We start from the raw sequence: 23903 nt of genomic DNA, 5'->3' as shown, positions 1-23903 counted from the left end.
GCCCTGGGAGTCGCCGTGAGATCGACCTTCCGTCTTGCGCTCGCCCTCGTCCTCGCTCTCGCCGGGACCGCGGCCCCTCCGCCCGGACCGCGGGCCGCCGTGGCGCAGGCCGCCGCCCGGCAGGCCGAGGACCTCGACCGCGGCCTGATCAGCGTCCGGTCCGGCAACGGCAACTACGTCGGCTGGCGCCTGCTCGGCACCGACCCGCCCGGCACGACCTTCAACCTGTACCGGGGCACGGCCCGCGTCGCCACGGTCACGAACTCGACGAATTACCGGGACGAGGGCGCGCCCGCCGGAGCGTCCTACACCGTCCGGCCGGTCGTGGACGGGGTCGAGGGCGCACCGTCCGAGGCCGCACTGCGGTTCGGCGACGGATACCTGGACGTGCCCGTCCAGCCGCCGGGGTCCGGCTACAGCGCGAACGACGCGAGCGCGGCCGATCTCGACGGCGACGGGCGCCTGGAGTTCGTCCTCAAATGGGACCCGTCCAACTCGAAGGACAACTCGCAGAGCGGCTACACCAGCAACGTCTATATCGACGCCTACCGGCTGGACGGCACCCGGCTGTGGCGGATCGACCTGGGCCGCAACATCCGAGCCGGCCAGCACTACACGCAGTTCCAGGTGTACGACTACGACGGCGACGGGCGCGCCGAGGTCGCCATGAAGACCGCGGACGCCACCGTCGACGGCACCGGCAGGGTCATCGGCGACGCCTCGGCCGACCACCGCAACTCCGCCGGATACATCCTCACCGGCCCCGAGTACCTCACCGTGTTCGACGGCCGGACGGGCGCCGCGCTGGCGACCACGGACTACGTCCCGGCCCGCGGGAACGTGTCCGACTGGGGCGACTCGTACGGCAACCGCGTGGACCGCTTCCTCGCAGGAACCGCCTACCTGGACGGCGTCCGGCCCAGCCTGATCATGGCGCGCGGGTACTACACGCGCACCGTGATCGCCGCGTGGGACTGGCGGGACGGCCGCCTCACCCGACGCTGGACGTTCGACACCGACAGCTCCACCAACGCCGGCCGGGGCTACGACGGGCAGGGCTCGCACAGCCTGTCGGCCGGCGACGTCGACGGAGACGGCCGCGACGAGATCGTCTACGGCGCCATGGCGGTGGACGACGACGGCCGCGGCCTCTGGACGGCCCGGACCGGCCACGGCGACGCCCAGCACCTCGGCGACTTCGACCCGGCGCGTCCCGGCCTGGAGTACTTCAAGGTCAGCGAGTCGTCCGGGCAGCCGTCCTCGCTCTACCTCGACCCGCGCAGCGGGCAGGTCCTGTGGTCGACGCCCGCGTGCTGCGACAACGGCCGCGGCGTGGCCGGGGACATCTGGGCCGGACGCCCCGGGGCCGAGTTCTGGTCGGCGTCGGTCTCCGAGCTGCGCGGCGTCGCCGGGAACAACGCGGGGCGCAAGCCGTCGTCGATCAACTTCCTCGCCTGGTGGGACGCCGACCCCGTGCGCGAGCTGCTCGACGGGACCCGCGTCGACAAGTACGGCACGTCCGGCGACACCCGGCTGCTGACCGCGTCCGGCGTGCACTCCAACAACGGCACGAAGGCCGTCCCGTCGCTGTCCGGCGACCTGCTCGGCGACTGGCGCGAGGAGGTCGTCTGGCCGTCGAGCGACGACACCCGGCTCCGTGTCTTCACCACCAGGGAGGTCACCGACCGCAAGATCTACACGCTCCTGCACGACACCCAGTACCGGACCGCGCTGGCCTGGCAGAACACCGCCTACAACCAGCCGCCGCACCCGAGCTTCTTCCTCGGGGACGGCATGTCCGCCCCGCCCCGCCCGCAGATCTACGTGCGATGAGACGAAGGAGACCCCGCATGGCCACCAGACCCCTGCTCATCGGAACGCTCGCCGCCGCCCTCGCCGCGACCGCCGCCACCGCCGCCCCGGCCACCGGCGCCGCCGCCCCGGCCCGTCCGGCCGCCGCGGCCGATGCGTCCCCGGTCGGGTACGCGAGCATGAACGGCGGGACCACCGGCGGCGCGTCCGGCGCCACGGTGACCGCGGCGAACGCGGACCAGCTCGACTCCTACGCGACGTCGAGCACCCCGTACACCATCCGGATCACCGGCACGATCGCCGTGTCGGGCATGCAGAAGGTGGCGTCCGACAAGACGATCATCGGCGTGGGCTCGTCCGGCCGGATCACCGGCGGCGGGCTCAACGTCTCCGAGGCCAGGAACGTCATCATCCGCAACCTGACGTTCACCGGCGCGAGCGACGACGCGATCAACGTCCAGTACTCGACGAACGTGTGGATCGACCACAACGACCTGTCCGGCGGGAACGACGGCCTCACCGACGTCAAGCGCGGGTCCGACTTCGTCACGGTGTCGTGGAACCACTACCACGACCACGACAAGACCGCCCTGCTCGGCCACAGCGACGGCAACGCCGGCGAGGACCTCGGGCACCTGCGGGTCACGTACGTGCACAACTGGTTCGACGGGACGGGACAGCGCCACCCGCGGGTCCGGTTCGCCAACCCCGTGCACGTGCTGAACAACTACTACAACGACATCGGGAGCTACGGCGTCGCGTCCACCGAGAACGCGGGCGTCTTCGTCGAGCGCAACTACTTCGAGAACGTCGAGCGGCCGACCTCGCTCCAGGAGGGCTCGTCCGACGAGGGCAACATCAAGGCCCTGAACAACCACCTCGTCGACTCGGGCACGCCCGCGATCCGCAACCCCGGGTCCGTCGCGGCGATCCCGTACTCCTACACCCCCGAGTCCAGCGCCACGGTGAAGGGGACCGTCATGGCCGGCGCGGGCGTCGGCCGCATCTGACCGGGCCGTCCGGGCGCGTCACCGCTTCAACGGAGAGGCCGGTGGCGGGCCGGGTCACTCGTAGGGGTTGGCGGGCTTCTTGATCCGCTTGAGGGACCGTCCGCGCAGCGTCTGCACGACCGTCGCCTCCTGCCCCGTCGCGGGCGGCTCCCAGACCCCGTCGACCTGGACCCACGCGTCGGCGGGCGGGCGCGGGAGGCCGCGCACCATCACCGGGAACGGGATGGCGTCGCCCGCGCAGCAGGCGACCTTCAGCCGGGTGAGCTGCCAGCCCCGCGCCCCCTTCCCCGCCGGGGTGACGAACCCCGTCAGCCGGACGGGGACGCCCGTGAACGTCGCGGGGTCGCCCGTCTGCGCCTGGTACGCCCGGCCGATGAACTCGCCCATCTTCATCGGGACGGGCTCGCCGCTGCTCGGCAGCGCGGCGAACCCGCCGGACGGCGCGGGCGGCGGCGCGGTCCGGCCGGTGTTCCTGGTGGCGGTGAACGAGCCGAGCGCCGGAGGGGCGATCACGAAGATCGCGAGGACGGGCAGGCAGAGCAGCCAGGCCACCCTGGGCCCGCCGGCGTGCCCGTGGCCGTCGTCCTGGGAGCCGTCGCCGTCCTGGTCGTCGTGGGAGCCGCCGGTGTCGCGCCACTCCCTGCGCAGCCCGGCGGCGCCCAGCACCAGCAGCGCCGCGGCGGCGACCACCAGCGGGTACCGGAAGCCGGGCCGCACGTAGTTGACGTACTCGCCGCTCCCCAGCGTGATCCACAGCATCGCGGCGCCGATGAGGACCAGCAGCAGGTTCTGCGCGGACTTGCTCATGACAGCAGCCCTCCCACCAGGACGCTGACGCCCACCGCCAGGCAGAAGGTCAGCGGGACGAAACGGACGGCGAACCGGCGGCCGAAGAAGCCCGCCTGCAGCGCGATCAGCTTGAGGTCCACCATGGGCCCCACCACGAGGAACGTCAGCCGCGCGGTGGTGGAGAACTGCGACAGGCTGGCCGCGACGAAGGCGTCGGCCTCGGAGCAGATGGACATCAGCACGGCCAGGAACGCCAGCAGGAGCACCGACACCGCGGCGCTGCCCGCCGCCGACTCCACCCACGCCGCGGGCACCACCGCGTTGATCGTCGCGGCGGCGCACGCGCCCACCACCAGGAACCCGCCGGCGTGCATGATGTCGTGCCGCATGGCCTGCCGGAACGCCTCCAGCCGTCCGGCCGCGCCGTGCGCGTGCGGGCGGGACGGGATCCTGATCCACTCGCCCCTGCCGAGCAGCAGCCACGCCCACCCCGCAAGCATGGCCACCACCAGCGACGCGACGAAACGGCCGACCACCATCTCCGGCTTGCCGGGGAAGGCCACCGCGGTCGCGACCAGGACCACCGGGTTGATCGCGGGGGCGGCGAGCAGGAACGTGAGCGCGGCGGCCGGCACCACCCCGCGCGCCATCAGCCCGCCCGCCACCGGGACCGAGGCGCACTCGCACCCGGGCAGGACGGCCCCCATCGCGCCCGCGACCGGGACCGCCGCCGCCGGCCGGCGCGGCAGCACCCGCCGCCACACCGCGGGCGGGACGAACGCGGTGATCGCGGCCGACAGCGCGACCCCGAACACCAGGAACGGCAGCGCCTGCACGCACACCGCCACGAAGATCGTCGCCCACGCGTCCAGCGCCCGCGCGTCGACGTCCGGCGCCACGAGGACCCGCCCCGCCACCAGCGCGGCGGCCAGCGCGGCGAACGCCCACGCGGCGCGGGTTCCCGGCGCCGCCGCAGCGGGGCGCCCCCAGTCACCGGGCGGGAGCACCTCGTCCTCGGCCACCCGGAGGCCGACCCGATCACCCATGCGGCCATCGTTCCAGAGCCGGCCGCCGGGTTCGGGTAAGACGCTCATGAGGACCCCTCCGTGGTAGCATTCGGAGGATAATCCTCCAGTTATACTCTCATCCGGAGGCCGATCATGGCAGTCGAGCTCAACCACACGATCGTCCACGTCACGGACAAGGCCGCGTCGGCCCGCTTCTACGCCGAGATGCTCGGTGTGGACCCGCCCGCGCCGTTCGGCCACTTCCTGACGGTCGCGCTGTCCAACAACGTCACCCTGGACTTCCTGGACGCGCGCTCCGTCCCCGCGCCGCAGCACTACGCGTTCCTGGTGAGCGAGGACGACTTCGACGCGATCTACGGCCGGATCCGCGAGCGCGGCCTCGCCCACTACGCCGACCCGATGCGCAGCCGCTCCGGCGAGATCAACCGCCATGACGGCGGGCGCGGCGTCTACTGGGACGACCCCGACGGGCACCTCCTGGAGATCATCACCCGTCCCTACGGCGGCGGCTGAGCCGGCAGCCGGGAAGGAAGGGGAGCCAAGGCCCCGCCGCCGTCCTCGCGGGCGGGGGACGGGCGGGACGCGGGCTCATGGTGCGGGACGGCGGCGGCCGGCACCGCCAGCGCCAGCGCCGGCCCGAGCCGTGCGCGAGGACGTCCTGGACGGCTTCGACACCGCCGCGCAGCGCCGCCTGGCCGGCACCGTGTGGAACCAGGGCGGCTGTGACGGCTGGTACCTGGACGCCGACCACCGCAACACCAACAACTGGCCCGGCTCCATGACCGCCTACCGCCGCCGCACCCGCCGTCTCGACCCCGCCGACTACCACCTCGAACACTGAGCGAGCGGCTCCGGGCCGGCGATGACCGGTTCAGGCCGTGGACAGGGCGGTTCGTCCACCTTTACAGAGATCACTGGAATGATCGTCTGGGACAGGAGGACGGAATGTCGATGACTCGGAGAAAGGCCGTCTCGGGCGCCGTCGCGCTCGGGGTGGCGGCCGGCCTGGTGGCCGGTGGAGCCCCCACCGCCGCCGGGGCCGAAACGCTGCAGTTCCACATCAAGGTGCCGAAGCGCCTTTCCGTGGGCAAGGGCGGGTACAGCAAGTCCTGCGCCATGGACGTCTGGGTCTGGGGCACCGAGGGGCCGGTCGTCGCCTATTCCAAGGTGTACATCATCGACCCCGACGGGCGGGTCCCGTCGGCCTACAAGCGCGTCCTGCCCGGGGACGAGGTCGGCTGGGGCGCCGGATGCCCCTCGAAGCTCAGCCACCTGGGCAAGTGGCGCGTGCGGGTCATCGCCTACAACAAGAGCGGGAAGGCCCTCGGGAGCCGCGAAGACCACTGGTACGAGAAGTGGGACACGGTGATCCAGAGCGCCAACGCGGCGCCGGAGCCGGTGCGGAAGGGCCGCGCGATCACGGTGTCCGGTCGCCTGAAGCGTGTCGACAACATCGGGTTGGGATACACGTCCTACTCGGGGAAGCCGATCCGGGTCTACTTCCGTCCCAAGGGCGCGAAGACATGGACGTACATGGGGGCCACGAAGACCGCCAAGGACGGCCGCTTCCGCAAGGCGTTCAAGGCCAAGCGGGACGGGACCTGGCGCGCCTACTTCCCGGGCACGAGCAACTTCGACCGGCAGAAGTCGCGCGACGACTACGTCGACGTCCGCTGACCGGCGGGGCCGCCCTGGCCGCCGGGCGCGGCCAGGGCGTCCGCGTGCCGCGGGGCGGTGACCGCCAGGTAGAGCAGGACCATGCCGACGATCTGGGCGAGGTGGTAGACGGACGTCGGGTCGAGCGCGACGCGTTCGGTGACGCTCGGGTCGATCGCCTTGGCCGCCGCCGCGGCGCCGCTGGCGACCATCGCGACGATCACCGGGACGGCCATCGGATGGCGGCGGCGGGCCGCCCACCCCCAGAGCGCCAGGATGCAGATCATCGTCAGGCTCTCGCAGGCCAGCAGGGCGGACACCCCCGCGTGCCCGGTGACCGCGAGGACGGCGTAGGCGGCGATCCCGACCGACCGCAGCAGCCAGAAGGTCCTGCGGTGGCGCGGGCCGAGCACCTCGGCGACGGTGGCCGCCAGCAGGTAGGACACCGCGATGACCACCATCGCGCTGATGACGGCCCAGCTCGGCTCGCTCCACCGCTCCGAGTACTTCACCACGCCGTGGTGGACGAACCCGGCGATCGCCGCCAGTCCCGCCCACCAGAAGGACGTGCGCCAGTGCCGGTGCGCCGTCGACGCGCGCCCCAGCCGTGCCGCGAGCGCCACGACGATCAGCCCCAGGGCGAGATCGGTCAGTGCGGGCGCGGGTTCGGCAAGCACACTTCGCACGTTACCGGCATATCGCCCAGCAGGTCACCGGCGCCCCGGCCGTCCGGGGTCAGGCGGTGCCGTGGCTCCCGCCGCTGGTGTTCCCGCCCCCGCCGCCGTACCCGTTCATGATCCTGTCCACGACGACGCGGTAGCCGACCTCGCCGCGCGGGTGGCGGTACTTGATGCTCCACTCGGCCGACCCGGGGGCGGCCGGGATGTCGACGGCGGTCCGCCACGGCAGTTCGACGTCCTTCAGCGTCGTGCTCTTCCCGTTGATCGTGTACGTCAGCGAGGTCAGCGTGACGTCGCCCGTCAGGTAGAACTCAAGCACGCGGGTCCGCTCGGCGGGCGGCGACGGGGTGGCGGGGGCCGCCGCCTGCGTGGTCGGGGACGGCGCGGTCGGGGACGGGGACCCGCCCGCCTTGGCCCCGCCCGGCCCGTCCAGGAGCAGCACGCCCGCGGCGAGGCAGCCCACGGCCAGGGCGCCCGCGGCGGACAGCAGTGCCCACCGGGGCCTCCGGGGCTTCGCCGGACGCGGCCGGGGCGCCGGCGGGTTCTCCATCGCGGCGGTCTGCCGGCGGATCTCGGCCGCGATCAGCGGTGGCGGCCAGGCCGCCTGCCCTTCCTGCGCGGCCAGCCGTACGGCCAGCTCGGCGGGCTCCGGCCGGGTGTCCGGGGCGGACCGCAGGCACTCGGCGATCGCCGTCCGCAGCCCTTCGTCGGCGATGGGGACGGATCGCTCCGTGGGCGGGGCGCCGGTGCAGGCGAAGGTCAGCGTGCAGCCCAGCGAGTAGACGTCGCTCGGCGGTCCGATGGGCTCGCCCGCCTCCTGCTCGGGCGACATGTATCCGCGGGATCCGGCCGGTGTGCCCGGCGCCGTCCCGCCCGTGCCGTCCCGCTCGGCCGCGATGCCGAAGTCGATCACCCGGGGCCCGTCCGCGGTGAGCAGCACGTTCGCCGGTTTGAGGTCGAGGTGGACGTACCCGGCGCGGTGGATCAGGGCGAGCGCCTCGGCGAGCCCGGCGGCCAGGGACCGGACGGCGTCCGCGGGCAGGGGGCCGGTCCGCCGGACGGCGTCGCGCAGCGAGACCGCCGGGAGGAACTCGGTCGCCATCCACGGCCGGGGCGCGTCCGGGTCCGCGTCCATCAGGCCGGGCCCGTACGGCCCGCCGGCGGCCCGGGTGGCGGCCACCTCGCGGCGGAAGCGAGCCCGGTGCTCGGGGTCGCCCGCGAGGTCGGCGTGCATCACCTTCACCGCGGCGGCCCGCCCGCTCGCGGACCGGCCGAGGTAGACGACCGCCATGCCGCCCGACCCGGCCCGCGCCAGCAGCCGGAAACGCCCGGCCTGCCGGGGATCGGCGTGCTCCAGCCCCTGCATCCGCTAGCCCCCGCCCGGTGGGGAGAGGGCCCGCACGTATCCGCCGGCGGTGCCGATGAACACCGACCCGCCGATGGCGACGGGCGCCGACGTCCGGACCGTGACGTCGGCCGGGTACGTCCAGACCGTGTGCCCGTCGGCCGCGTCGAGCGCGTAGACGTTCCGGTCGGCGCAGCCCACGTACACCCGGTCGCCAGTGGTGCCGAGCGCGTTCCACGTGTTCCGGGACGCCCGCGGCCCGACCCGGCGCGACCACACGACCTCACCGGTCGCCGCCCGGACGGCGGACACGTCGCCGGCCGCGGTGCCGAAGTGGACCACCCCGCCGCCCGACCCGAAGCCGAAGCTCTCGTAGACCGTCTCGCCCATCTGCTTCTTCCAGACGAGGGCGCCGGTGTCCGCGCGCAGCGCGTGCACGGTCCCGCGCCCGTCGCAGAAGAACACCAGCCCGTAGCAGGCCTGCGGATAGTGCGCCCAGTACGCCGGACAGGTCCATCGGGGGCGTCCGCTGCCGGCGTCCAGGGCGGACACCTTCGTCCGGTCGACCGTGATCACCAGGTCCTCGGTGACGGCGATCCCGAGCTCGGTCTTCACGCGCGCGTTCCAGCGGCGGTCGCCGTCCGCCCTGTCCAGGGCGGTCACCGAGTCGTAGCCGAAGCAGGCCGTCGACGCGCCCGCCACGGGGTACATCGGGACCTTGCGCTCGGACGGCCACGGGCGGCTCCAGCGCTCGTCTCCCGATTCGGCGCGGAGCATGGTGAGGCGCGAGGCGAAGTGGTCGACGACGAACACGTCGTCGCCGTCCACGCTGACGTGGTCGATGCCGAAGGAGCGGTGCTTCCAGCGCGTCTTCCCCGTGTCGGGGTCGAGGGCCTTCAGCATGCCGTCGCCGTGCGCCAGGAGGACCTCGCCGGCGGCGAGCAGGTCGGGGTAGTAGTCGTCCACCTTCACCTTCCACCGCGACGTCGCCCGAGGCGGCGGGGCGGTCGGCGTCGTCGCGGTCGGCCTCGGCGGCGCGCCCGCCGCCCGCGCGCCGCCGCCCCGGCCGCGGCGCAGCGTGACCGCACCGCCGATCACCCCGGCGGTCGCGAGCGCGGCGGCACCGCCGACGAGCAACGCCCGCCTGCTCGGCGAGCCGGTCGCGCCGTCCCCGTCCCCGTCCCCGGCCTCGGGCTCGGCGGTCTCCTCCGACATCCGGTCCTGGTCGGGGACGGTGGGCGGCGTCGGCTCGTCCTCGGGCGGCGAGTCCTCGGGCATCCTCCGGGCGCGGGCCGTCCGGCGGTCGATGGCCTCGGCGACGCTCGCGGGCAGCCAGCCGGAGCCCTGCGCCGGCCCGGCTCCGTCGAGCCTGGCGAGGAGGCCGGCGGCGGTGGGGCGCCGCTCGGGCTCCAGGCGCAGGCAGTCGCCGATCAGGTCCCGCAGCCAGGGGTCGGCTATCCCGGCGAGGTCGGCCCGCGCCTCCTTCACCCGCCGCAGGACCGCCGCCATGCCGTCGTCCGCGAACGGCTCCACCCCGGTCGCCGCGTAGGCCAGCACGGTGCCGAGGGAGAAGACGTCGCCGGCCGGTCCGGTCCGCAGCCCGGCGGCCTGCTCGGGCGACATGAACCCCGGGGTGCCGGGGGTGGCGCCCACCCGGGTGATCGTGATGGCGTCGTCGGGACGGGCGATGCCGAAGTCGATCACCCGGGGCCCGGCGGCGGTGAGCATGATGTTCCCCGGCTTCAGGTCGCGGTGCGCCAGCCCGGCCCGGTGGATGTCGGCCAGCGCCTCGGCCAGCCCGGCGGCCAGCGTCCGGACGGCGGGCCCGGGGAGGCTCCCGTGGCCCCCGACCGCCTCCCGCAGCGTCAGCCCCGGCAGGTAGGCGGCGGCCAGCCAGGGCGTCCCGGCGTCCGCGTCGGCGTCCAGCAGCGACGCGGTGAAGGCGCCGCTGACGGTCCGGGCCGCGCCGATCTCCCGCCGGAACCGCGCCCGGTACTCGGCGTCGCCGGTGTACCTCGCGCCGATGACCTTCACCGCGACCAGCCGGCCGCCCGGCGACCGCCCGAGGTAGACGACGCCCATGCCGCCGGCGCCGAGCCGGGCCAGCAGGCGGTAGGGGCCGACCCTCTCGGGATCGCCCCGCCGCAACCGCTGCACAGACCCGCCTTCCCACGCACACCCTGGAGCCACGACCTCGCCCCATGATGGCGTGGCGCCCCACCGGACCACCACCCCTCGAACAGCGGACGGTGACGGGGAAGACCGTTAGCGTGGTCCCCGGAAGGCTCCCGGGGCGAAAGGGCTGAGACGGTGCCGCGGACGCGACCCAAGGTGGAGTTCCTGCCGGCGCGGATCAGGAGCCTCTCCGACGGGCTCCCCCCGGCCGAGCCCGGCACGCTGTTCGCCCTGGGGGCGCGCGGCGGGATGAGGGTCGCGCCGGACGCCGGGTTCACGCTCGTGTTCGGACGCCAGGAGGACGCCGTCCACGTCTGCGTCGGACCGGGCGACACCCACGTCAGCCGCAGGCACGGCCACATCCAGCGCGAGCACTCGCGCTGGATCCTGTACAACACCGGGAAGCTGGCCATCCGGTTCCCCGGGTCGCGCCTGGTGCTGCGCGGCCAGTCGGCGGAGCTGCCCGAAGCCGGGTACACGCCGCTGTTCATCGTCGCGCCGGATCAGGAGCACCTGTTCGAGGTGCGGATCGCGGCGGGCGCCGTCCCGCCGGGGAGCGGCGCCCGCAACGAGGCGCCGACCGACGAGCGCCGGCCCTGGCGGCTGGAGGCGTCCGAGCTCCTGGTGCTGGTGTGCCTCGGGCAGCGCTACCTGCGCCACGACCCGGACCCGCGGCCCCTGACCTGGGCGCAGGTCGCCGACGAGCTGGACCGTCTCCAGCCCGAGGCGGGCTGGAACCAGAAGAAGGCGGCGCGCCGCGTCGAGAAGGTGCGCCACCAGTTGAGCGGCCGGGTGCCGGGCCTGCTGGAGCATGAGGTCACCCCGCCGATCGGCAACGCCCTCAACGTCAACCTGATCCGGAACCTGCTGATCACCGGCACCCTCACCCCGGACCACCTGCGCCTCCTGGGCGACCCGCCGGAGCAGGACGAGGACTGACCCGGCGGGCGGCGCTTGTCAGCTCACGGGGACGTTCCGGGTCGGTTCGTAGCCCGGGAACTCCACGGTGATGTTCGTGACCTCGGGCGGCAGCCTGTAGGCGTTGGCGTGCGTCATCGTCCCGCCTGGCAGGACCCGGTAATCGCGGCCCACCGGCTGATTGCACACGCACCGGTTCTGGGTGTCGCGCAGGGTGTAGTAGCGCATCCCGGTGGCCTCGTCATAAAGCGTCACGCCCATGGTGCCGTCACTGGCGCCGCCGTAGTAGAAGACCTTCGTGGCCGGAATGGTGAACTGGGTCGTGCGGGAGAACTGTTCACCGCCGGTATTGGTCAGTTTCCAGACGAGGTTGACCAGTCCGGACGGCGAGCGGCGCAGTTCGGTGACGTCCAGTTTGAGCGAGCGCACTTCCGGCGCTCTCGGTCGGGGCGGGCTGACGGGATTCGTTCGCGCGCCGGGCCGCGACCCGCCATCCGGCGCCGCCGGAGGTTTGGAGAACGTCACGGTGACCCGCCTGTTCCGCCGGCGGCCCTCGTCGCTCGTGTTCCCCGCGATCGGCTCCTTGGATCCGTGTCCGGCCGACCGGTAGTCCACGCCCTGACGGGAGACGAGCGCCGCGAGCGCGCGCTGGACGGATTCGGCCCGGCGCAGGGAGAGCGGATCGTTGATCGCGTCGTCCCCGGTGTCGTCGGTGTGGCCGTCGATCCGCACGGTCGCGCCGGCCGCCCGGTCGATCTGTCGCGCCACGTCGGCCAGGACCGCCTGGGCCTTTGCCGACAGGTCCGCCCGGTCCACGGCGAACAGCACGTCCGACGACAGCCGGACGCTGCGGGTCGCGTCGCCGTCGTCCACCGCCCGGTCCCCGCCCTCGGCGGTGCTGATCAGCGGGAGGATCTTCGGCCGCCCGGCCCCGGCCGGGTCCGTCCCGCCGGGCGGCCGGACGGGCCCTTCGCCGATGGGGACGTCCGGGAACACCCGGGTCTGCGGCACCGAGACCGAGATGCGCTTCACCTCGGGCGGCGGGGCGGGCACGACCGCGTAAAACTCGGCGGAACCGCCCGGCTGGACGATGCTGTTGAGCGTGTCGCTGCACAGGCATCCGCCGCCGGCGCCGATCAGGGGGAAGTACCGCTTGCCGCCGGCCGTGTCGACCAGGGTGATCCCGCGGGCCTGGGTGGTCGACGGCTCGGCGGCGTGGACCCCGTCCGCCGCGGGCCAGTCGAGCACGCTCTCCGGATAGAACGGCTCGTTCTCGCCGTTGACCAGCCGGATACGCACCACCACGGTGTTCGACGGACCTCGATCGAGCCCGATCAGCTCGACCCGCACCTTCCCTGTGGCGATGGCCATGGGAGCGCTCGCCGTTCCCCCGCCGCCTTTTCCGCCATTTGCGGCACGGGACGGCTTGCCGCTTCCACCCGCGTCCCCCTCACCGGCGCAGCTCGCGATGGAAAGCCCCGCAGAGAGCACGGCGCAGAAAAGCGCGGCGGGCGCGATCGAACGATGCGCGGATCTCATCTTTCCCCGTTCCCCGACTGGCAGAGATGCTCAGCGTCACACGGAGGACAAAGGGGCCGATTGCCTGCCGCTGCACGGCTATTGCCGGCGCATGCACTATCAGCGGTCGGCTATTTCGGCGGCCGGTCCGAATGCATGGCCCGGTACTCACCGGGCGGGATTCCATGGACGGCGCGGAAGAGCCTGCTGAAGGACGCGGCGCTGGGGAAACCCCAGCGTGCCGCGATCGCCTCCACCGGCCGTTCCAGCAGCGCGGTGTCGGCGAGATCGCGGCGGCACCGGTCCAGCCGCCGGCGCCGGATCCATTCGGCGACCGTGCACTCCTCGGTCTCGAACAGCTTGTGCAGGTGGCGGAGCGACACGTGGTGGGCCGCGGCGATCATGCCGGGTGTCAGCCCCGGGTCGCCCAGGTGCTCGTCGACGAAGGCGTAGATCTGGCGCAGCAGCACCTCGCGCCGGACGTCGGGCGGCGTTTCCGCGTCCAGCCGCCGGGCCAGGACCGCGGCGACCAGATCGAGCGCGGCGGTGGAGATCCGGGCCGCCTCGGACGGACCGTAGGTGCCGAGGTCGGCCGCCACGCGCGTCAGCAGCGCCGACAGCAGCGCGCCCGTCCCCTCCCGGCCGGACAGCGCCACCCCGGTCACCCGGGCCGCCTGCTCGGGGGACAGCGGCAGGAGCGCGCGGGGCACCAGCAGCGTCATCATGCGGCCGGGCGACCGCGCGAGGACGCTCAGCGGCCGCGTCAGATCGGCCAGCGCGACGTCGCCCGGCGCCAGTTCCGCCCGCCGGCCGTCCTGGGCGACCGCCAGCCGCCGGCCCGACGCCGGCAGCCAGAGCTGGTAGAGGTCGGCCTCGTCCCGGCGGATCATCGCCGGCGTGCGGTGCAGCTCCGCCGCGCCCGCGGCGCCGTCCCCGAAGGCCGTCGCGACGGCCGCGGTGACCGCCCCCAGCGCGTCCACCCGGCTCTCGGCCCGGAACACGGTGCGGCGGCCATAGGGCGTTCGGAAGCCGCAGGCGAGGTGCTCGCGGGTGATCGCCTGCCAGTAGTCGTACCGCTCCGACGCCGGCACGTCGCTCGTGGAGATCAGCATGCCCGTCACCTGCCGCGCAGGACGGCGGCTTCGCCCCCAGCCTAACCAGTCGCCGACGAAAGCCGGATGTATCCGCGCCTACGCCGCCGATCCAGACCTCGCGGCGGCTCGGCGACCTCGTCGCGGAGGGCGACAGGGCCTCAACCGCGGATGTAGCCGTTGACCATCTCGGCCAGCTCGTCGACCATGCGGTCGTGCGGGATGGGCGGGCGGTCCAGGACGTACTTGATGGACAGCAGGCCGACGGTCTCGGTGATGATCCAGAGCGTCGCGTCGATGTCGAGGTCCTCGCGGAACGCGGCGCGGTTGACCAGCAGGTAGACGCGGATCAGGTCGGTCAGCCGCCGCTGCAGCGCGGCGAGCTTGTCGAACGGGCCGAGCCGCGGGACCTGCTCGACGATGATGCGCAGCAGGTCCGCGTTCTCCTCGAACAGCCGGATCTGGACGTCCAGCAGCGCGCGCCCGGCGGCCTCCCACGGCTGCCGCATGGTGGCCTCGATCTCGGCGCCGAGCCGGTCGGCGAGATGGTCGGCGAACCGGTCCAGGACGGCGATGACGATCGCGTCCTTGTTGGGGAAGTACTGGTACAGCGATCCGTTGCTGATCCCGGCGGCCTTCGCGATCCGGTTGGTGGAGGCGCCGTCGTACCCGCGCTCGGACAGAACGCGAGTGGCGGCCTCCAGGATGCGCTCGACCGTGCGCCGCGACCGGTCCTGGGAGGGGATCCTGCGGGGCGAAAGTCCAGGTGAGGAGGTCATGGGCGGTTCCTTTGGAAACGCGACTTGTAAGCGACTGCTTATTCGCGTTTAGCTTACCGGAGTCGCTTCTTTTCGGGAGGTCGCGCACATGACGATGACCGAGGGGACGCCCGAGAGCCCACCGGCCGGGCGGGAACGCAGCGAGGAGCCGGTCCCGTTCGGCCCGGGTTCGCTGCTGTGGGAGCAGATGGGGCTCTACACGTCGGCGATCGCGGGCAACAGCGTCTTCATCCTCCAGGTGATGCATCCGGCGATCGGGACCGTGGTCGACCGGCTGTCGAGCTTCCGCACCGACCCGCTCGGGCGGGCGGCGCGCAGCTTCGCCTCCGTCCAGACCTGGGTGTACGGGGGCCGGACCGCCATCGAGGAGGGCAGGCGGCTGCGGGAGATGCACAAGCCGCTCAGCGCCGTCGACGAGGACGGGAACCGCCACCACGCGCTGTCGGCCGAGCCCTGGGCGTGGGTGCACCTCACCGGCTTCTACGCCGCCGTGGCCGCGGCGAAGTACTTCGCCCCCGCGCCGCTGGCCCCCGAGGAGGAACAGCAGATCTTCGACGAGTTCCTCCAGCTCGGCAGGATCCTGCGCGTGCCCGAACGGATGCTGCCGGAGAGCATCCCGGACTACTGGGACTACTTCCACGACATGGTGGACAACACCCTCGTCCCCCACAAGGTGGCCCACGAGGTCCTCGCCCAGATGGGCCAGGTCCCGCCCAACGTGCCCGCGCCGCTGCGCCCGCTGGCCGCCCCGGTGAGCGCGGCCGCCGGACGGCTCGGACGGCTGATCACCATCGGCACCCTCCCGGAGGCCGCCCGCGAGAAGCTCGGGCTGCCCTGGACGGCCGGGGACGAGCGCCGGCTGCGCCTGGCCGGGCAGGCCATCGGGCGGAGCACGCCCCTGCTCCCCGAACGCGTCCGCTACATGCCGATCGCCTACCGCGCCCGGCAGGCGGCCCGCGCCCAGGAGCGCCTGGAACGGGCCCTGGCGCACCGACCCATGTGAGACGTCATCGCCCCTCCCCGGCCCAGCGGGCGCGCGTGACGGTCGCGACGAAGGTGAGGGGGACGGTCAGCACGGCGGCGGCGGCGAAGATCCCGGCGTACCGTCCGGCGCCCGCCGGCCCGCCGGTGAGGACGGCCGCGGTCGAGCTGCCCAGGAACAGCGACGCGGCGAAGCCCGACACGACGGTCGCGCGCGCGGCCGGGAGCACCTCGGTCGCCCAGGTCTGGAGCGAGGAGTGCATCGACACCCAGGCGAGGCCGAGCAGGACGGTGGCGGGGAGCACCACCGCGGGCGCGCGGGACAGGGCGGTCAGCAGGCAGGCGCCGGTGGCGGCCGTCCCGCCGAGCGCGATGAGGCGGGACGCGTGCACGCGGTGCGCCATCATCCCCGCCAGGCGGGCGAAGCCGAGCACCGCGACACCGTAGAGGGCGGTGACGGCGCCGGCGACGGACGCGCCCGCGCCCGTCGCCTCCACCGCGGCGGGCAGCAGGGTCAGCACGCCGAGCAGCACCATGCCCTCGACGAACGCCAGCGCGAGCACGAGCCGCGCGGGGCCGGACCGGGCCAGCGCCGCCATCGGCGCGAGCACCCCGGCGCCGGCCCGCACGAGCGGCGGTTCGGGGAGCCGGCGCAGGGCCGGCACGAGCAGCAGCGCCGCCGCGCCCGTCACCAGGAACGCCGGCCGCCAGCCGGCGAACTCGGCGACGGCGCCCGCGCCCGCCGACGCGAGCGCCGTCCCGGCCGCGACCCCGGTCATCAGCCGCGCGATCTCCGGCTGCCGGCGCGCGGCCGGGACGGTGTCGCCGACGTAGACCAGGCTCGCCGGGATCGCCGCGCCGAAGCAGGCCCCGGTCAGCCCGCGGGTGATCCCGAGGGTGAGCGCGGAGTCCGCGGCGGCGGAGGCGGCGGCGGAGACCGCGGCGAGCGCCAGCGCGACGCGCATCGTGCGGACGAGGCCGAGCCGGTCCGCGACGACGGCCCACAGCGGCTGCGTGAGCCCGTAGGCGAGGAAGTAGGCGCTGGCGGCGTGGACGGTCGCCGACAGCGGGACGCCGAGGCCGTGGGCCATCGCGACGAGCATCGGCGCCATCGAGAACCGGTCGAGCGTGCTGACGAACGCGACCGCCTGGAGCCGCCACGGGATGCGGCCGGGTCCGGCGGTCCCGGCGGCGGTCTCGCCGCCGGGGCACCGCGTCATCGCCGCACCGCGGTCATGCCCCGTCCCGCCGGGGCGCGCGCCGGTCGAACGCCTTCCCGCCGGGATGGGAGACGAGCTCGGACGCCGGTCATTCCCGGAAGTCTCATCCCAACCCCCCTAATTTGGACCCGATCATGGTAGGCGGCCCTCTTCTGTCCCCCGAGCGAGCTACCCGGGAGTGTCCACCGAGCGGTGAAGATTCGGGATCGCCGGATCTCTAGCGTCTTCGACGTGGCCGCGGCGCCCCTGACCGCGGGATCTCGGAGGAACATCATGCGATTCTGGAAGCAGCTCCTGGCGGTCGGAGTCATCGCCCTCGTCGGCGGCCAGGTGATGATGGCGGCGGACTGGAACGCCCCCCTCAGCCTGGGCATCGGCGCCGTGACCATCGCGCTCATCCTGCCGGTGTACGCGTGGGTGGTGCGGCGGACCGAGCACCGCGAGCCGGCGGAGGTGGCGGCCAAGGGCGCCCCGGTCCGCCTCGGCCTGGGGACGCTGCTCGGCGCCGGGCTGTTCGCGGCCGTCATCGTCAACATCGCCTTCCTCGGCGGCTACGAGGCCGACGGCTTCGGCTCGGCCGGGGGCACGCTCGCGCTGCTCGGCTTCATGGCCGCCGCCGCCGTGACCGAGGAGGTGATGTACCGCGGCGTGCTGTTCCGGATCCTCGAGGAGCGCACCGGCACGTGGGTGGCGCTGACGCTCAGCGCCCTGGTGTTCGGCCTGTCGCACCTGTTCAACGAGCACGCCACCCTGTGGGGGGCCATCGCCATCGCGATCGAGGCGGGCGGCATGCTCGGCGCCGCCTACGTCGCCACCCGCAACCTGTGGGTGCCGATCGGCCTGCACTTCGGCTGGAACTTCGCGGCGGGCGGCGTCTTCAGCACCACGGTCTCCGGCAACACCGCGCCGGAGGGGCTGCTGCACGGGGTGAACCCGGACCCGTCCCTGTCGAGCCTGATCACCGGCGGCGAGTTCGGGCCGGAGGCGAGCCTGTACACGGTGGCGTTCTGCACGATCGTGACGGTCGTGTTCCTGTGGCTGGCCCGCCGGCGCGGGAACCTGGTCCCGCTCCGGCGCTCCGCCCGGCCCGCCGCGCCCGCTACGCTCGCCCGATGATCGACCTCCGGCGGATCCCGGACCTGTGGCGGCGGTGCCCCGTCGTGGTCCGGGATCTCCCGTTCCCGCTGCTGCTGATCGTCCTGTCCTTCGTCCCCGCCCTGCACGGCCAGGAGACGCAGGTCGGCGACCTCCCGAAGCGCCCCTTCGACGCGCTCGCCGCCGTGATCCTCGCCCTGGAGACCCTTCCGCTGGCGGTGCGGCGGCGCTACCCGGGCGCCTCCCTCGCGCTGGTGACGCTCGGCTTCACGCTCGCCGAGCTCGGCAGCTACCACATGGTCGCGGGCACCGCCATCGCCTTCGTGCTGGTGAGCGCGGGCGCCCACCTGGACCATCACCGGCGGCTCGCCATGGTCGCCCTCACCGCGGTGTACGTGCCGCTGGCGATCACGCTCCACCGGATGGGCTCACCGGAGGGCGTGAGCGGGTTCGTGGTGTTCTACCTGGTGGCGACCATGGGATGGTGCGTCGGGTCGTGGCTGAGGTCCACCCGGGAGGCCGAGGCCGAACGCCGCCGGCGCATCGCCGAGGCCACCCGCACCGCGGAGCGCACCCGCATCGCCCGCGAGCTCCACGACGTCGTCACCCACCACGTGACCGCGATGGTCGTGCAGACCGAGGCCGCGCGGTACCTGACCGCCGCGCCCGATCGCCTCGAGGAGACCCTGAGCTCCATCAGCGAGACCGGCCGGCGGGCCATCGGCGACCTGCGCCACCTGCTCGACCTGCTCAACCCCGACCACGACACCGCCACCACCAGGGCGCCGTCCGCCGGCGACCTCCGCACGCTCGTGGACCAGACGCGCCAGGCGGGGCAGCCCGTGGAGTTCAAGGAGGAGGGCGAGAAGGCGGAGTCGTCCGGCAGCGCCGAGTTCGTGACGTACCGCGTCGTGCAGGAGGCTCTGACGAACGCCCTCAAATACGCCCATGGCAGCCGTACGGTGGTGCACGTGCACTACGGCGACAGGGACATCATGGTCGAGGTCGGCAACGACGGATCGGGCACGCGGGCCGGCTCTCCCGGCGGCAGCGGGCGGGGGCTCGCGGGGCTCCGCGAGCGGGTCGACGCCCTGGGCGGCGAGTTCCGCGCGGACGGGCGGGCGGGCGGCGGGTTCGTCGTGCGGGCGCGCATCCCCGCGAGGACCTCGTGACCGCACCCGTCCGGGTCGTCGTCGCCGACGACCAGGCGCTGATCCGCACCGGCTTCACGACGATCATCAACGCGCAGCCCGACCTGGAGGTGGTGGGCGAGTGCGGGGACGGCCGCGCCGCGGTCGACCTCGCCCGCCGGATGGATCCGGACATGGTCGTGATGGACGTGCGCATGCCGGTGCTGGACGGCATCGAGGCGACCCGCCTGCTGGCCGGCGCCGGGGTGCGGCATCCCGTCAAGGTGCTCGTGGTGACGACGTTCAACCTGGACCAGTACGTGTACGAGGCGCTGCGCGCCGGGGCGAGCGGGTTCCTGCTGAAGGACGCCCCGCCCGCGCAGCTCCTGCACGGCATCCGCACCGTCGCCGCCGGCGCCGCCCTGCTGGCCCCCGAGGTGACGCGGCAGCTCGTGGGGAAGTACGCGGCGCGGATCCGTCCCGCCGAGGGCGGGCCGGACGACATCCCGCTGACCCCCCGCGAGCTGGAGGTGCTGCGCCTCATCGCCGACGGCCGGTCCAACAGCGAGATCGCCGCGGCCCTGGTGATCAGCCAGGAGACCGTCAAGACGTACGTGTCGCGCATCCTCACCAAGCTCGACCTGCGCGACCGCGTCCAGGCGGTCGTCTACGCCTACCGCCGAGGGCTGGTGACCTGACCGGGGCGGGGGTCAGGCTCTGAGGCCGTCCAGCATCACCCGGGTGAAGGCGTCGCCGGGGCGGGCGCCCGGACGGCAGACGGCGGTGCTGAGCATCTCCACCACCTCCGTGGAGCCGATGTCGCGGCGCAGCCCGCCCTCGTGCCGGGCCTGCTCGATGACCTCTCGGAGGAGCCCGTCGACCTCTTCCTGCAAGGCGCCCCGCTCGCTGGGCACGGGAACGTCCTCGGCGAGGGACTTGATGAGGGCCAGCGGCTGTCCCGTGCAGTAGGCGACGACTTCGGTGAGCACGTCCCAGCGCGAGAGGTCCTGGGCGGCCAGCAGCCGGATCCGCGTGCCGAGGCAGCGGAGCGAGCCGGTCGCGATCTCCTCGACGAGCGCCCTCCGGTCCGGGAAGTGCCGGTAGAGGGTGCCGACGCCGAGCCCGGCCTCCCGGGCGATCTCCTCCATGCCCACGCCGGGGCCGCGCTCGGCGAACAGCCGGAGGGCGCACGTGACGATCCGCTCTCGGTTGCGCCGCGCGTCGGCCCGCATCGTTCGCCCCCTCCCACCGTTAACCGGAATCTCAGATTCATATTACTCTGACGGAACCGGAATATCCGATTCAGGTTGGAGCGGCTTCATGCGCATCGGAATGTTCAGCGTCGCCGGGACGGCCCCCGTGGACGATCTCGTCGCCCAGGCCCGCCTCGCCCGGGACGCCGGGCTCGACGGCTTCTTCCTCGGGCACGCGGCGTCGTGGGACGCCCTCATGGCCGCGGCGCTCGCCGGACGCGAGGTGCCCGGCATCGAGGTGGGCACCGCCATCGTCCCGACGTACCCGCGCCATCCCCTCGCCCTCGCCTCCCAGGCGCTCACCGCGCAGGCCATGGCGGGCGGGCGCTTCACCCTCGGCATCGGGCCGAGCCACCCGCAGGTCATCGAGGGCGCGCACGGGATCTCCTACGAGCGGCCCGTGCGGCACGTCCGCGAGTACCTGTCCGCCCTGCGCCCGCTGCTGCGCGGCGAGGCCGTCGACCGGCACGGTGAGACGCTGACCGCGGTCGGCGCCGTGGACGCGCCCGGCACGACCCCGCCGCCGGTGATCCTGTCCGCGCTCGGCCCGGCCATGCTGCGCGTCGCGGGCGAGCTCGCAGACGGCACCGTGACGAGCTGGGTGGGCGCCGACGCGATCGCCGACCACATCGTGCCCGCGATCACCCGCGCCGCCGACGCCGCCGGACGGCCCGCGCCGCGTGTGCTGGCCGGCGTCGTGGTGGCCGTCACCGACGACCCGGACGGCGCCCGCCGGACCGTGGCCGAGCAGTTCGGTGCCGTGTCGCAGTTCCCCGCCTATCAGGCGGTCCTCGACCGCCAGGGACTGTCGGGCGTACACGAAACGGTCATCGCGGGGGACGAGGACACGGTCGCCCGGGAGCTGCGCCGCTTCGCCGACGCCGGCGCCACCGACCTGCTGATCGGCCCCTTCGGCGACACGTCCCGCGTCCTGCGACTCGCCGCCTCCCTCCGCTGATGGCCTTCCCGGCGGCCGTGGGGACGCTGTCAGAAACGGAGCAGTGCGGTCAGGGTGCCGACGTCCTGGGTGTCCTGGAGCGCTCGGACGGCCTTGCTGATCGCGGTCGCGCGTTCGGCGCCGAGGACCGGGCCGGCCAGCCGCCGGAACTTGCTCTCGATCTCCGCATCGGTCATCGGGTTGAGCGGGTGGCCCTTGGGGTGGCGTACCTCGCTGTGGAACGTCCCGCGCGTGGAACGCAGGGTCAGGACCGTCGACGACGGGGCGGCGGGCGCGAGCAGCCGCACCTTCTCCGCCAGCCGTCGCACGGCGGTGTCGGTCAGGGTGCCGGGGTGGAACCATGCGGGACCGGGCTGGTGACCGCGGAGTGCCGCCGCGACGCAATAGGGTGCGCTGAACTGGGCGGCGGGGGCGTCGGCGGGGTCCGGCCGGGCGAAGTGCGGGCTGGTCGCCCACGCGCCGGAGTGGAGGTCGATCGCGATGATCTCGGACGCGTCGAGGCGGTGCTCGTCGCGGGCCGCCAGCACCGCGTCGAGCGAGGCGTGGATCTTCCGGCAGCAGGAGTAGGGCTTGGTCGCCACCTGGTCGGCTTGGAAACGGGTGCTCCAGCCGTCCAGGAGCGCTCGGGGGTCCCACTGGTCGGTGGCGACGAGCCGCGCGAAGCCGCGGTCGTCGTCGAGGACGTCCAGTGGGCCCGTCATGTGGTGGTCCGCCTGGTAGGCGGCGGTCATCCCGGCCGTGGCCGCCGCCGCGTAGTTGTTCTTCGCCATCGACGGTCCCAGCGGGCCGTAGACGCTCTGCCGGACGGACGGGACGGGCGCGGCGCAGGCGGCGAGGGCCAGGGCGTGGGCCGTCGCCGTCTCGTCCAGGTGCAGGAGCCTCGCGGTGACCGCCGCTCCGGCGAGGGCCAGGTGCCCGCCGGTCCCCCAGGAGGCGAGCCGGTGCCGGGTGCTGGGCCGGGCGGCGGTGCCGAGGCGCCCGGCGACCTCATAGCCGGCGAGCACCGCGGCCAGGACGTCGGCGCCGGACGATCGGCGGGCGTCGCCGACGGCCAGCGCGGTGGGAACGATCACGGCGCCCGGGTGGCCGTGCAGGGTGTCGTCGAAGTCCAGGCAGTTGGCGAGCAGGGCGTTCGCGGACGCCGCGGCGAGCGTGCCCACGCGGGTGGCCGAGCCGAAGACGGTGGCGGGGCCGCCGGGGCCGTCGAGCGCGACGGTGCCGTCCACCAGCGACCGGCCCCAGCCGATGCCGGCGGCGCCGAGGCCGCAGCCGATGCTGTCGAGCACCAGTTCGCGGAGCCGGCGTCGTGTCGCCGGCCCCGCCTGGGGGAGGGACGGGGCGGCCAGCCGCTCGGCCAGGCGCGCGCAGACGTGACGGTCGTCCATCGCGGGCTCTCAGGCTCCGCCGCAGGAGCGGCGGACGATGAGCGTGGGTTCGATGACGATCTCCTCGGGCTCGTCGCGGTCCTCGGCCAGGATCAGCCGGGTGGCGAGGACGCCCATGCGGTGGGGGTGCTGGTCGACGACGGTGAGCGGTGGATCGATCAGCGATGCCCAGGGGAAGTCGTCGAAGGAGACGAAGGCGATGTCGTCGGGGATTCGGGCGCCCGCCGCCCGGAGGGATCCGAAGACCTCGCGGGTGAGCCGTCCGCTGGTGCAGATGACGGCGTCCGGGGGGCCGCCCTCGCGTGCGGTGAGCAGCTCGGCCACCGCCTCGGCCACGACGCCGGGTTCCTGGGTCTCGCAGGTGTGCACCGAGATCGGGCCCGCCGGTGGGCCCGTGGCGTCGCGTTCGGCGGCGACGCCCGCCAGCCGCAGGCGTTGCGTGGTCAGCCGCCGGGTGCTCGTGACGACGGCGATGCGGCGGCGGCCCAGCCCGTACAGGTGCCGGGCGCAGAGCGCGCCGGCCGCGCGGTCGTCGAGGTGGACGCTGTGCATGCGCGGGTGCGCCGCCGCCGGGGCGCGGGTGAGCAGGACGCACTGCGCCCCGCGGGACGCCATCTGGCGGGTCAGGTCGTCGTTGTCGTGGCCGGTGGTGGTGATGAGGCCGCGGACCCGCTGCTCGTCCATGAGGCTGAGCAGGCGGCGCTCGGCGGAGGGATTCCTGGAGGTGTCGGCGAGCAGGACCGATCCGTCGGCCGACGTGGCCACCTCCTCGGCCCCCCGGACGAGCTCGACGTAGAAGTGGTTGCGGAGGTCTCCGACGAGCACGCCGATGCTGTTCGACCTGCCCTTGAAGACGCCGCGGGTGAGCCCGTTCGGGCTGTAGCCCAGCTCGTCGATCACCCGCGTCACCCGCGCCACCAGGTCGGGGCTGACGGGCGACGTCCCGGACAGCACGCGGGAGACCGTGGCGGTCGAGACGCCGGCGGCGGCCGCCACGTCCTTGATCGTCGGGCGGCCGGGGCCGGCCCCGCGGGATGCGCCCGCGGGGCCGGCGGCCGAGGTGTCCTGGGGTGTGTCCAT

General features: G+C 73.9%; 23 protein-coding genes. 11 read left to right on the top strand and 12 right to left on the bottom strand.

Going from position 1 to position 23903, the window contains the following annotated elements; genetic code table 11:
• The first annotated feature begins 15 nt into the window (after positions 1 to 15).
• Both BM339_RS15215 and BM339_RS15210 read left to right on the top strand, forming a co-directional pair.
• Positions 16 to 1833: a rhamnogalacturonan lyase gene (locus tag BM339_RS15215; RefSeq protein ID WP_276526553.1), complete on the top strand. Its 1818-nt coding sequence runs from the start codon at positions 16 to 18 to the stop codon at positions 1831 to 1833.
• Positions 1834 to 1850: 17 nt separating this feature from the next.
• Positions 1851 to 2822, top strand: coding sequence for a pectate lyase family protein (locus tag BM339_RS15210; RefSeq protein ID WP_218163646.1), 972 nt, complete (start codon positions 1851 to 1853; stop codon positions 2820 to 2822).
• 54 nt (positions 2823 to 2876) lie between these two features.
• Here the strand turns inward: BM339_RS15210 and BM339_RS15205 are convergent, their stop codons facing one another.
• On the bottom strand, positions 2877 to 3629 hold the full coding sequence (locus BM339_RS15205; RefSeq protein WP_075021229.1) for a TIGR03943 family putative permease subunit: 753 nt from the start codon (positions 3627 to 3629) through the stop codon (positions 2877 to 2879).
• Positions 3626 to 4657, bottom strand: a complete 1032-nt coding sequence (locus tag BM339_RS15200; protein WP_111832584.1) for a permease — start codon at positions 4655 to 4657, stop codon at positions 3626 to 3628. The genes BM339_RS15205 and BM339_RS15200 overlap by 4 nt, the downstream gene beginning before the upstream one ends.
• A gap of 114 nt (positions 4658 to 4771) precedes the next feature.
• Here BM339_RS15200 and BM339_RS15195 point away from each other — a divergent pair, with 114 nt between their 5' ends.
• The 3 genes from BM339_RS15195 to BM339_RS15185 all read left to right on the top strand — a co-directional run bounded on the left by BM339_RS15195 (position 4772) and on the right by BM339_RS15185 (position 6316).
• Positions 4772 to 5152 (top strand): VOC family protein, encoded by a 381-nt coding sequence (locus BM339_RS15195; RefSeq protein WP_021596861.1) that lies wholly within the window; start codon positions 4772 to 4774, stop codon positions 5150 to 5152.
• 130 nt (positions 5153 to 5282) lie between these two features.
• Positions 5283 to 5480 (top strand): hypothetical protein, encoded by a 198-nt coding sequence (locus BM339_RS15190; protein ID WP_075021227.1) that lies wholly within the window; start codon positions 5283 to 5285, stop codon positions 5478 to 5480.
• Between the two features lie 110 nt (positions 5481 to 5590).
• Positions 5591 to 6316, top strand: coding sequence for a hypothetical protein (locus BM339_RS15185; RefSeq protein ID WP_143118425.1), 726 nt, complete (start codon positions 5591 to 5593; stop codon positions 6314 to 6316).
• Here the strand turns inward: BM339_RS15185 and BM339_RS15180 are convergent.
• Genes BM339_RS15180 through BM339_RS15170 form a run of 3 tightly spaced genes read right to left on the bottom strand, consistent with a single transcriptional unit; the run spans position 6298 to position 10477 of the window.
• Positions 6298 to 6972: a DUF6962 family protein gene (locus BM339_RS15180; protein WP_021596863.1), complete on the bottom strand. Its 675-nt coding sequence runs from the start codon at positions 6970 to 6972 to the stop codon at positions 6298 to 6300. The two genes, BM339_RS15185 and BM339_RS15180, sit on opposite strands and share 19 nt — an antisense overlap.
• Before the next feature lie 58 nt (positions 6973 to 7030).
• Positions 7031 to 8341 carry a serine/threonine-protein kinase gene (locus BM339_RS15175; protein WP_075021226.1) on the bottom strand — a complete coding sequence of 437 codons (1311 nt, stop codon included), beginning with the start codon at positions 8339 to 8341 and terminating at the stop codon, positions 7031 to 7033.
• 3 nt (positions 8342 to 8344) lie between these two features.
• Complete coding sequence (locus BM339_RS15170) at positions 8345 to 10477, bottom strand: protein kinase domain-containing protein (protein ID WP_075021225.1); 2133 nt, start codon at positions 10475 to 10477, stop codon at positions 8345 to 8347.
• Between the two features lie 153 nt (positions 10478 to 10630).
• Between BM339_RS15170 and BM339_RS15165 the strand changes: the two genes are divergently transcribed.
• Entirely contained in the window at positions 10631 to 11434 is an 804-nt protein-coding gene (locus tag BM339_RS15165; RefSeq protein WP_075021224.1) for an FHA domain-containing protein, read from the top strand.
• Between the two features lie 18 nt (positions 11435 to 11452).
• Here BM339_RS15165 and BM339_RS15160 read toward each other — a convergent pair whose 3' ends face one another.
• The 3 genes from BM339_RS15160 to BM339_RS15150 form a co-directional block, all read right to left on the bottom strand.
• Positions 11453 to 12784, bottom strand: coding sequence for an OmpA family protein (locus BM339_RS15160; protein WP_075021223.1), 1332 nt, complete (start codon positions 12782 to 12784; stop codon positions 11453 to 11455).
• Positions 12785 to 13062: 278 nt separating this feature from the next.
• The gene (locus BM339_RS15155; RefSeq protein WP_075021222.1) at positions 13063 to 14043 is read right to left on the bottom strand and encodes a helix-turn-helix domain-containing protein; all 981 of its coding nucleotides are present in this window, start codon (positions 14041 to 14043) and stop codon (positions 13063 to 13065) included.
• A gap of 140 nt (positions 14044 to 14183) precedes the next feature.
• Positions 14184 to 14801, bottom strand: a complete 618-nt coding sequence (locus BM339_RS15150) for a TetR/AcrR family transcriptional regulator (RefSeq protein ID WP_075021221.1) — start codon at positions 14799 to 14801, stop codon at positions 14184 to 14186.
• An 88-nt stretch (positions 14802 to 14889) separates the two neighbouring features.
• Between BM339_RS15150 and BM339_RS15145 the strand changes: the two genes are divergently transcribed.
• Entirely contained in the window at positions 14890 to 15804 is a 915-nt protein-coding gene (locus BM339_RS15145; RefSeq protein ID WP_021599168.1) for an oxygenase MpaB family protein, read from the top strand.
• Between the two features lie 4 nt (positions 15805 to 15808).
• Here the strand turns inward: BM339_RS15145 and BM339_RS15140 are convergent, their stop codons facing one another.
• Positions 15809 to 17002 (bottom strand): MFS transporter, encoded by a 1194-nt coding sequence (locus BM339_RS15140; protein ID WP_075021220.1) that lies wholly within the window; start codon positions 17000 to 17002, stop codon positions 15809 to 15811.
• A gap of 273 nt (positions 17003 to 17275) precedes the next feature.
• On the opposite strand from BM339_RS15140, the gene BM339_RS15135 reads away from it, so the two are divergent.
• The 3 genes from BM339_RS15135 to BM339_RS15125 are packed head-to-tail and all read left to right on the top strand — an operon-like array spanning position 17276 to position 19925.
• Positions 17276 to 18118, top strand: coding sequence for a CPBP family intramembrane glutamic endopeptidase (locus BM339_RS15135; RefSeq protein WP_021596986.1), 843 nt, complete (start codon positions 17276 to 17278; stop codon positions 18116 to 18118).
• On the top strand, positions 18115 to 19269 hold the full coding sequence (locus tag BM339_RS15130) for a sensor histidine kinase (RefSeq protein WP_024934516.1): 1155 nt from the start codon (positions 18115 to 18117) through the stop codon (positions 19267 to 19269). Before BM339_RS15135 ends, BM339_RS15130 begins: the two co-directional genes overlap by 4 nt.
• Complete coding sequence (locus tag BM339_RS15125) at positions 19266 to 19925, top strand: response regulator (protein WP_024934515.1); 660 nt, start codon at positions 19266 to 19268, stop codon at positions 19923 to 19925. Before BM339_RS15130 ends, BM339_RS15125 begins: the two co-directional genes overlap by 4 nt.
• A gap of 12 nt (positions 19926 to 19937) precedes the next feature.
• Here the strand turns inward: BM339_RS15125 and BM339_RS15120 are convergent, their stop codons facing one another.
• Entirely contained in the window at positions 19938 to 20459 is a 522-nt protein-coding gene (locus tag BM339_RS15120; RefSeq protein ID WP_075021219.1) for a TetR/AcrR family transcriptional regulator, read from the bottom strand.
• An 88-nt stretch (positions 20460 to 20547) separates the two neighbouring features.
• On the opposite strand from BM339_RS15120, the gene BM339_RS15115 reads away from it, so the two are divergent.
• A complete protein-coding gene (locus BM339_RS15115) occupies positions 20548 to 21438 on the top strand; it encodes an LLM class F420-dependent oxidoreductase (RefSeq protein ID WP_075021218.1) in 891 nt (296 codons plus the stop codon).
• Between the two features lie 29 nt (positions 21439 to 21467).
• On the opposite strand, the gene BM339_RS15110 is transcribed toward BM339_RS15115, so the two are convergent.
• Positions 21468 to 22823: an MmgE/PrpD family protein gene (locus tag BM339_RS15110; RefSeq protein WP_075021217.1), complete on the bottom strand. Its 1356-nt coding sequence runs from the start codon at positions 22821 to 22823 to the stop codon at positions 21468 to 21470.
• A 9-nt stretch (positions 22824 to 22832) separates the two neighbouring features.
• On the bottom strand, positions 22833 to 23903 hold the full coding sequence (locus BM339_RS15105) for a LacI family DNA-binding transcriptional regulator (protein ID WP_021596981.1): 1071 nt from the start codon (positions 23901 to 23903) through the stop codon (positions 22833 to 22835).

Source organism: Actinomadura madurae (assembly GCF_900115095.1).
Taxonomy (GTDB): Bacteria; Actinomycetota; Actinomycetes; order Streptosporangiales; family Streptosporangiaceae; genus Spirillospora; species Spirillospora madurae.
The sequence above is the reverse complement of the archived record's forward strand: the minus strand, read 5'-3'. Positions and strand labels throughout refer to the sequence as shown.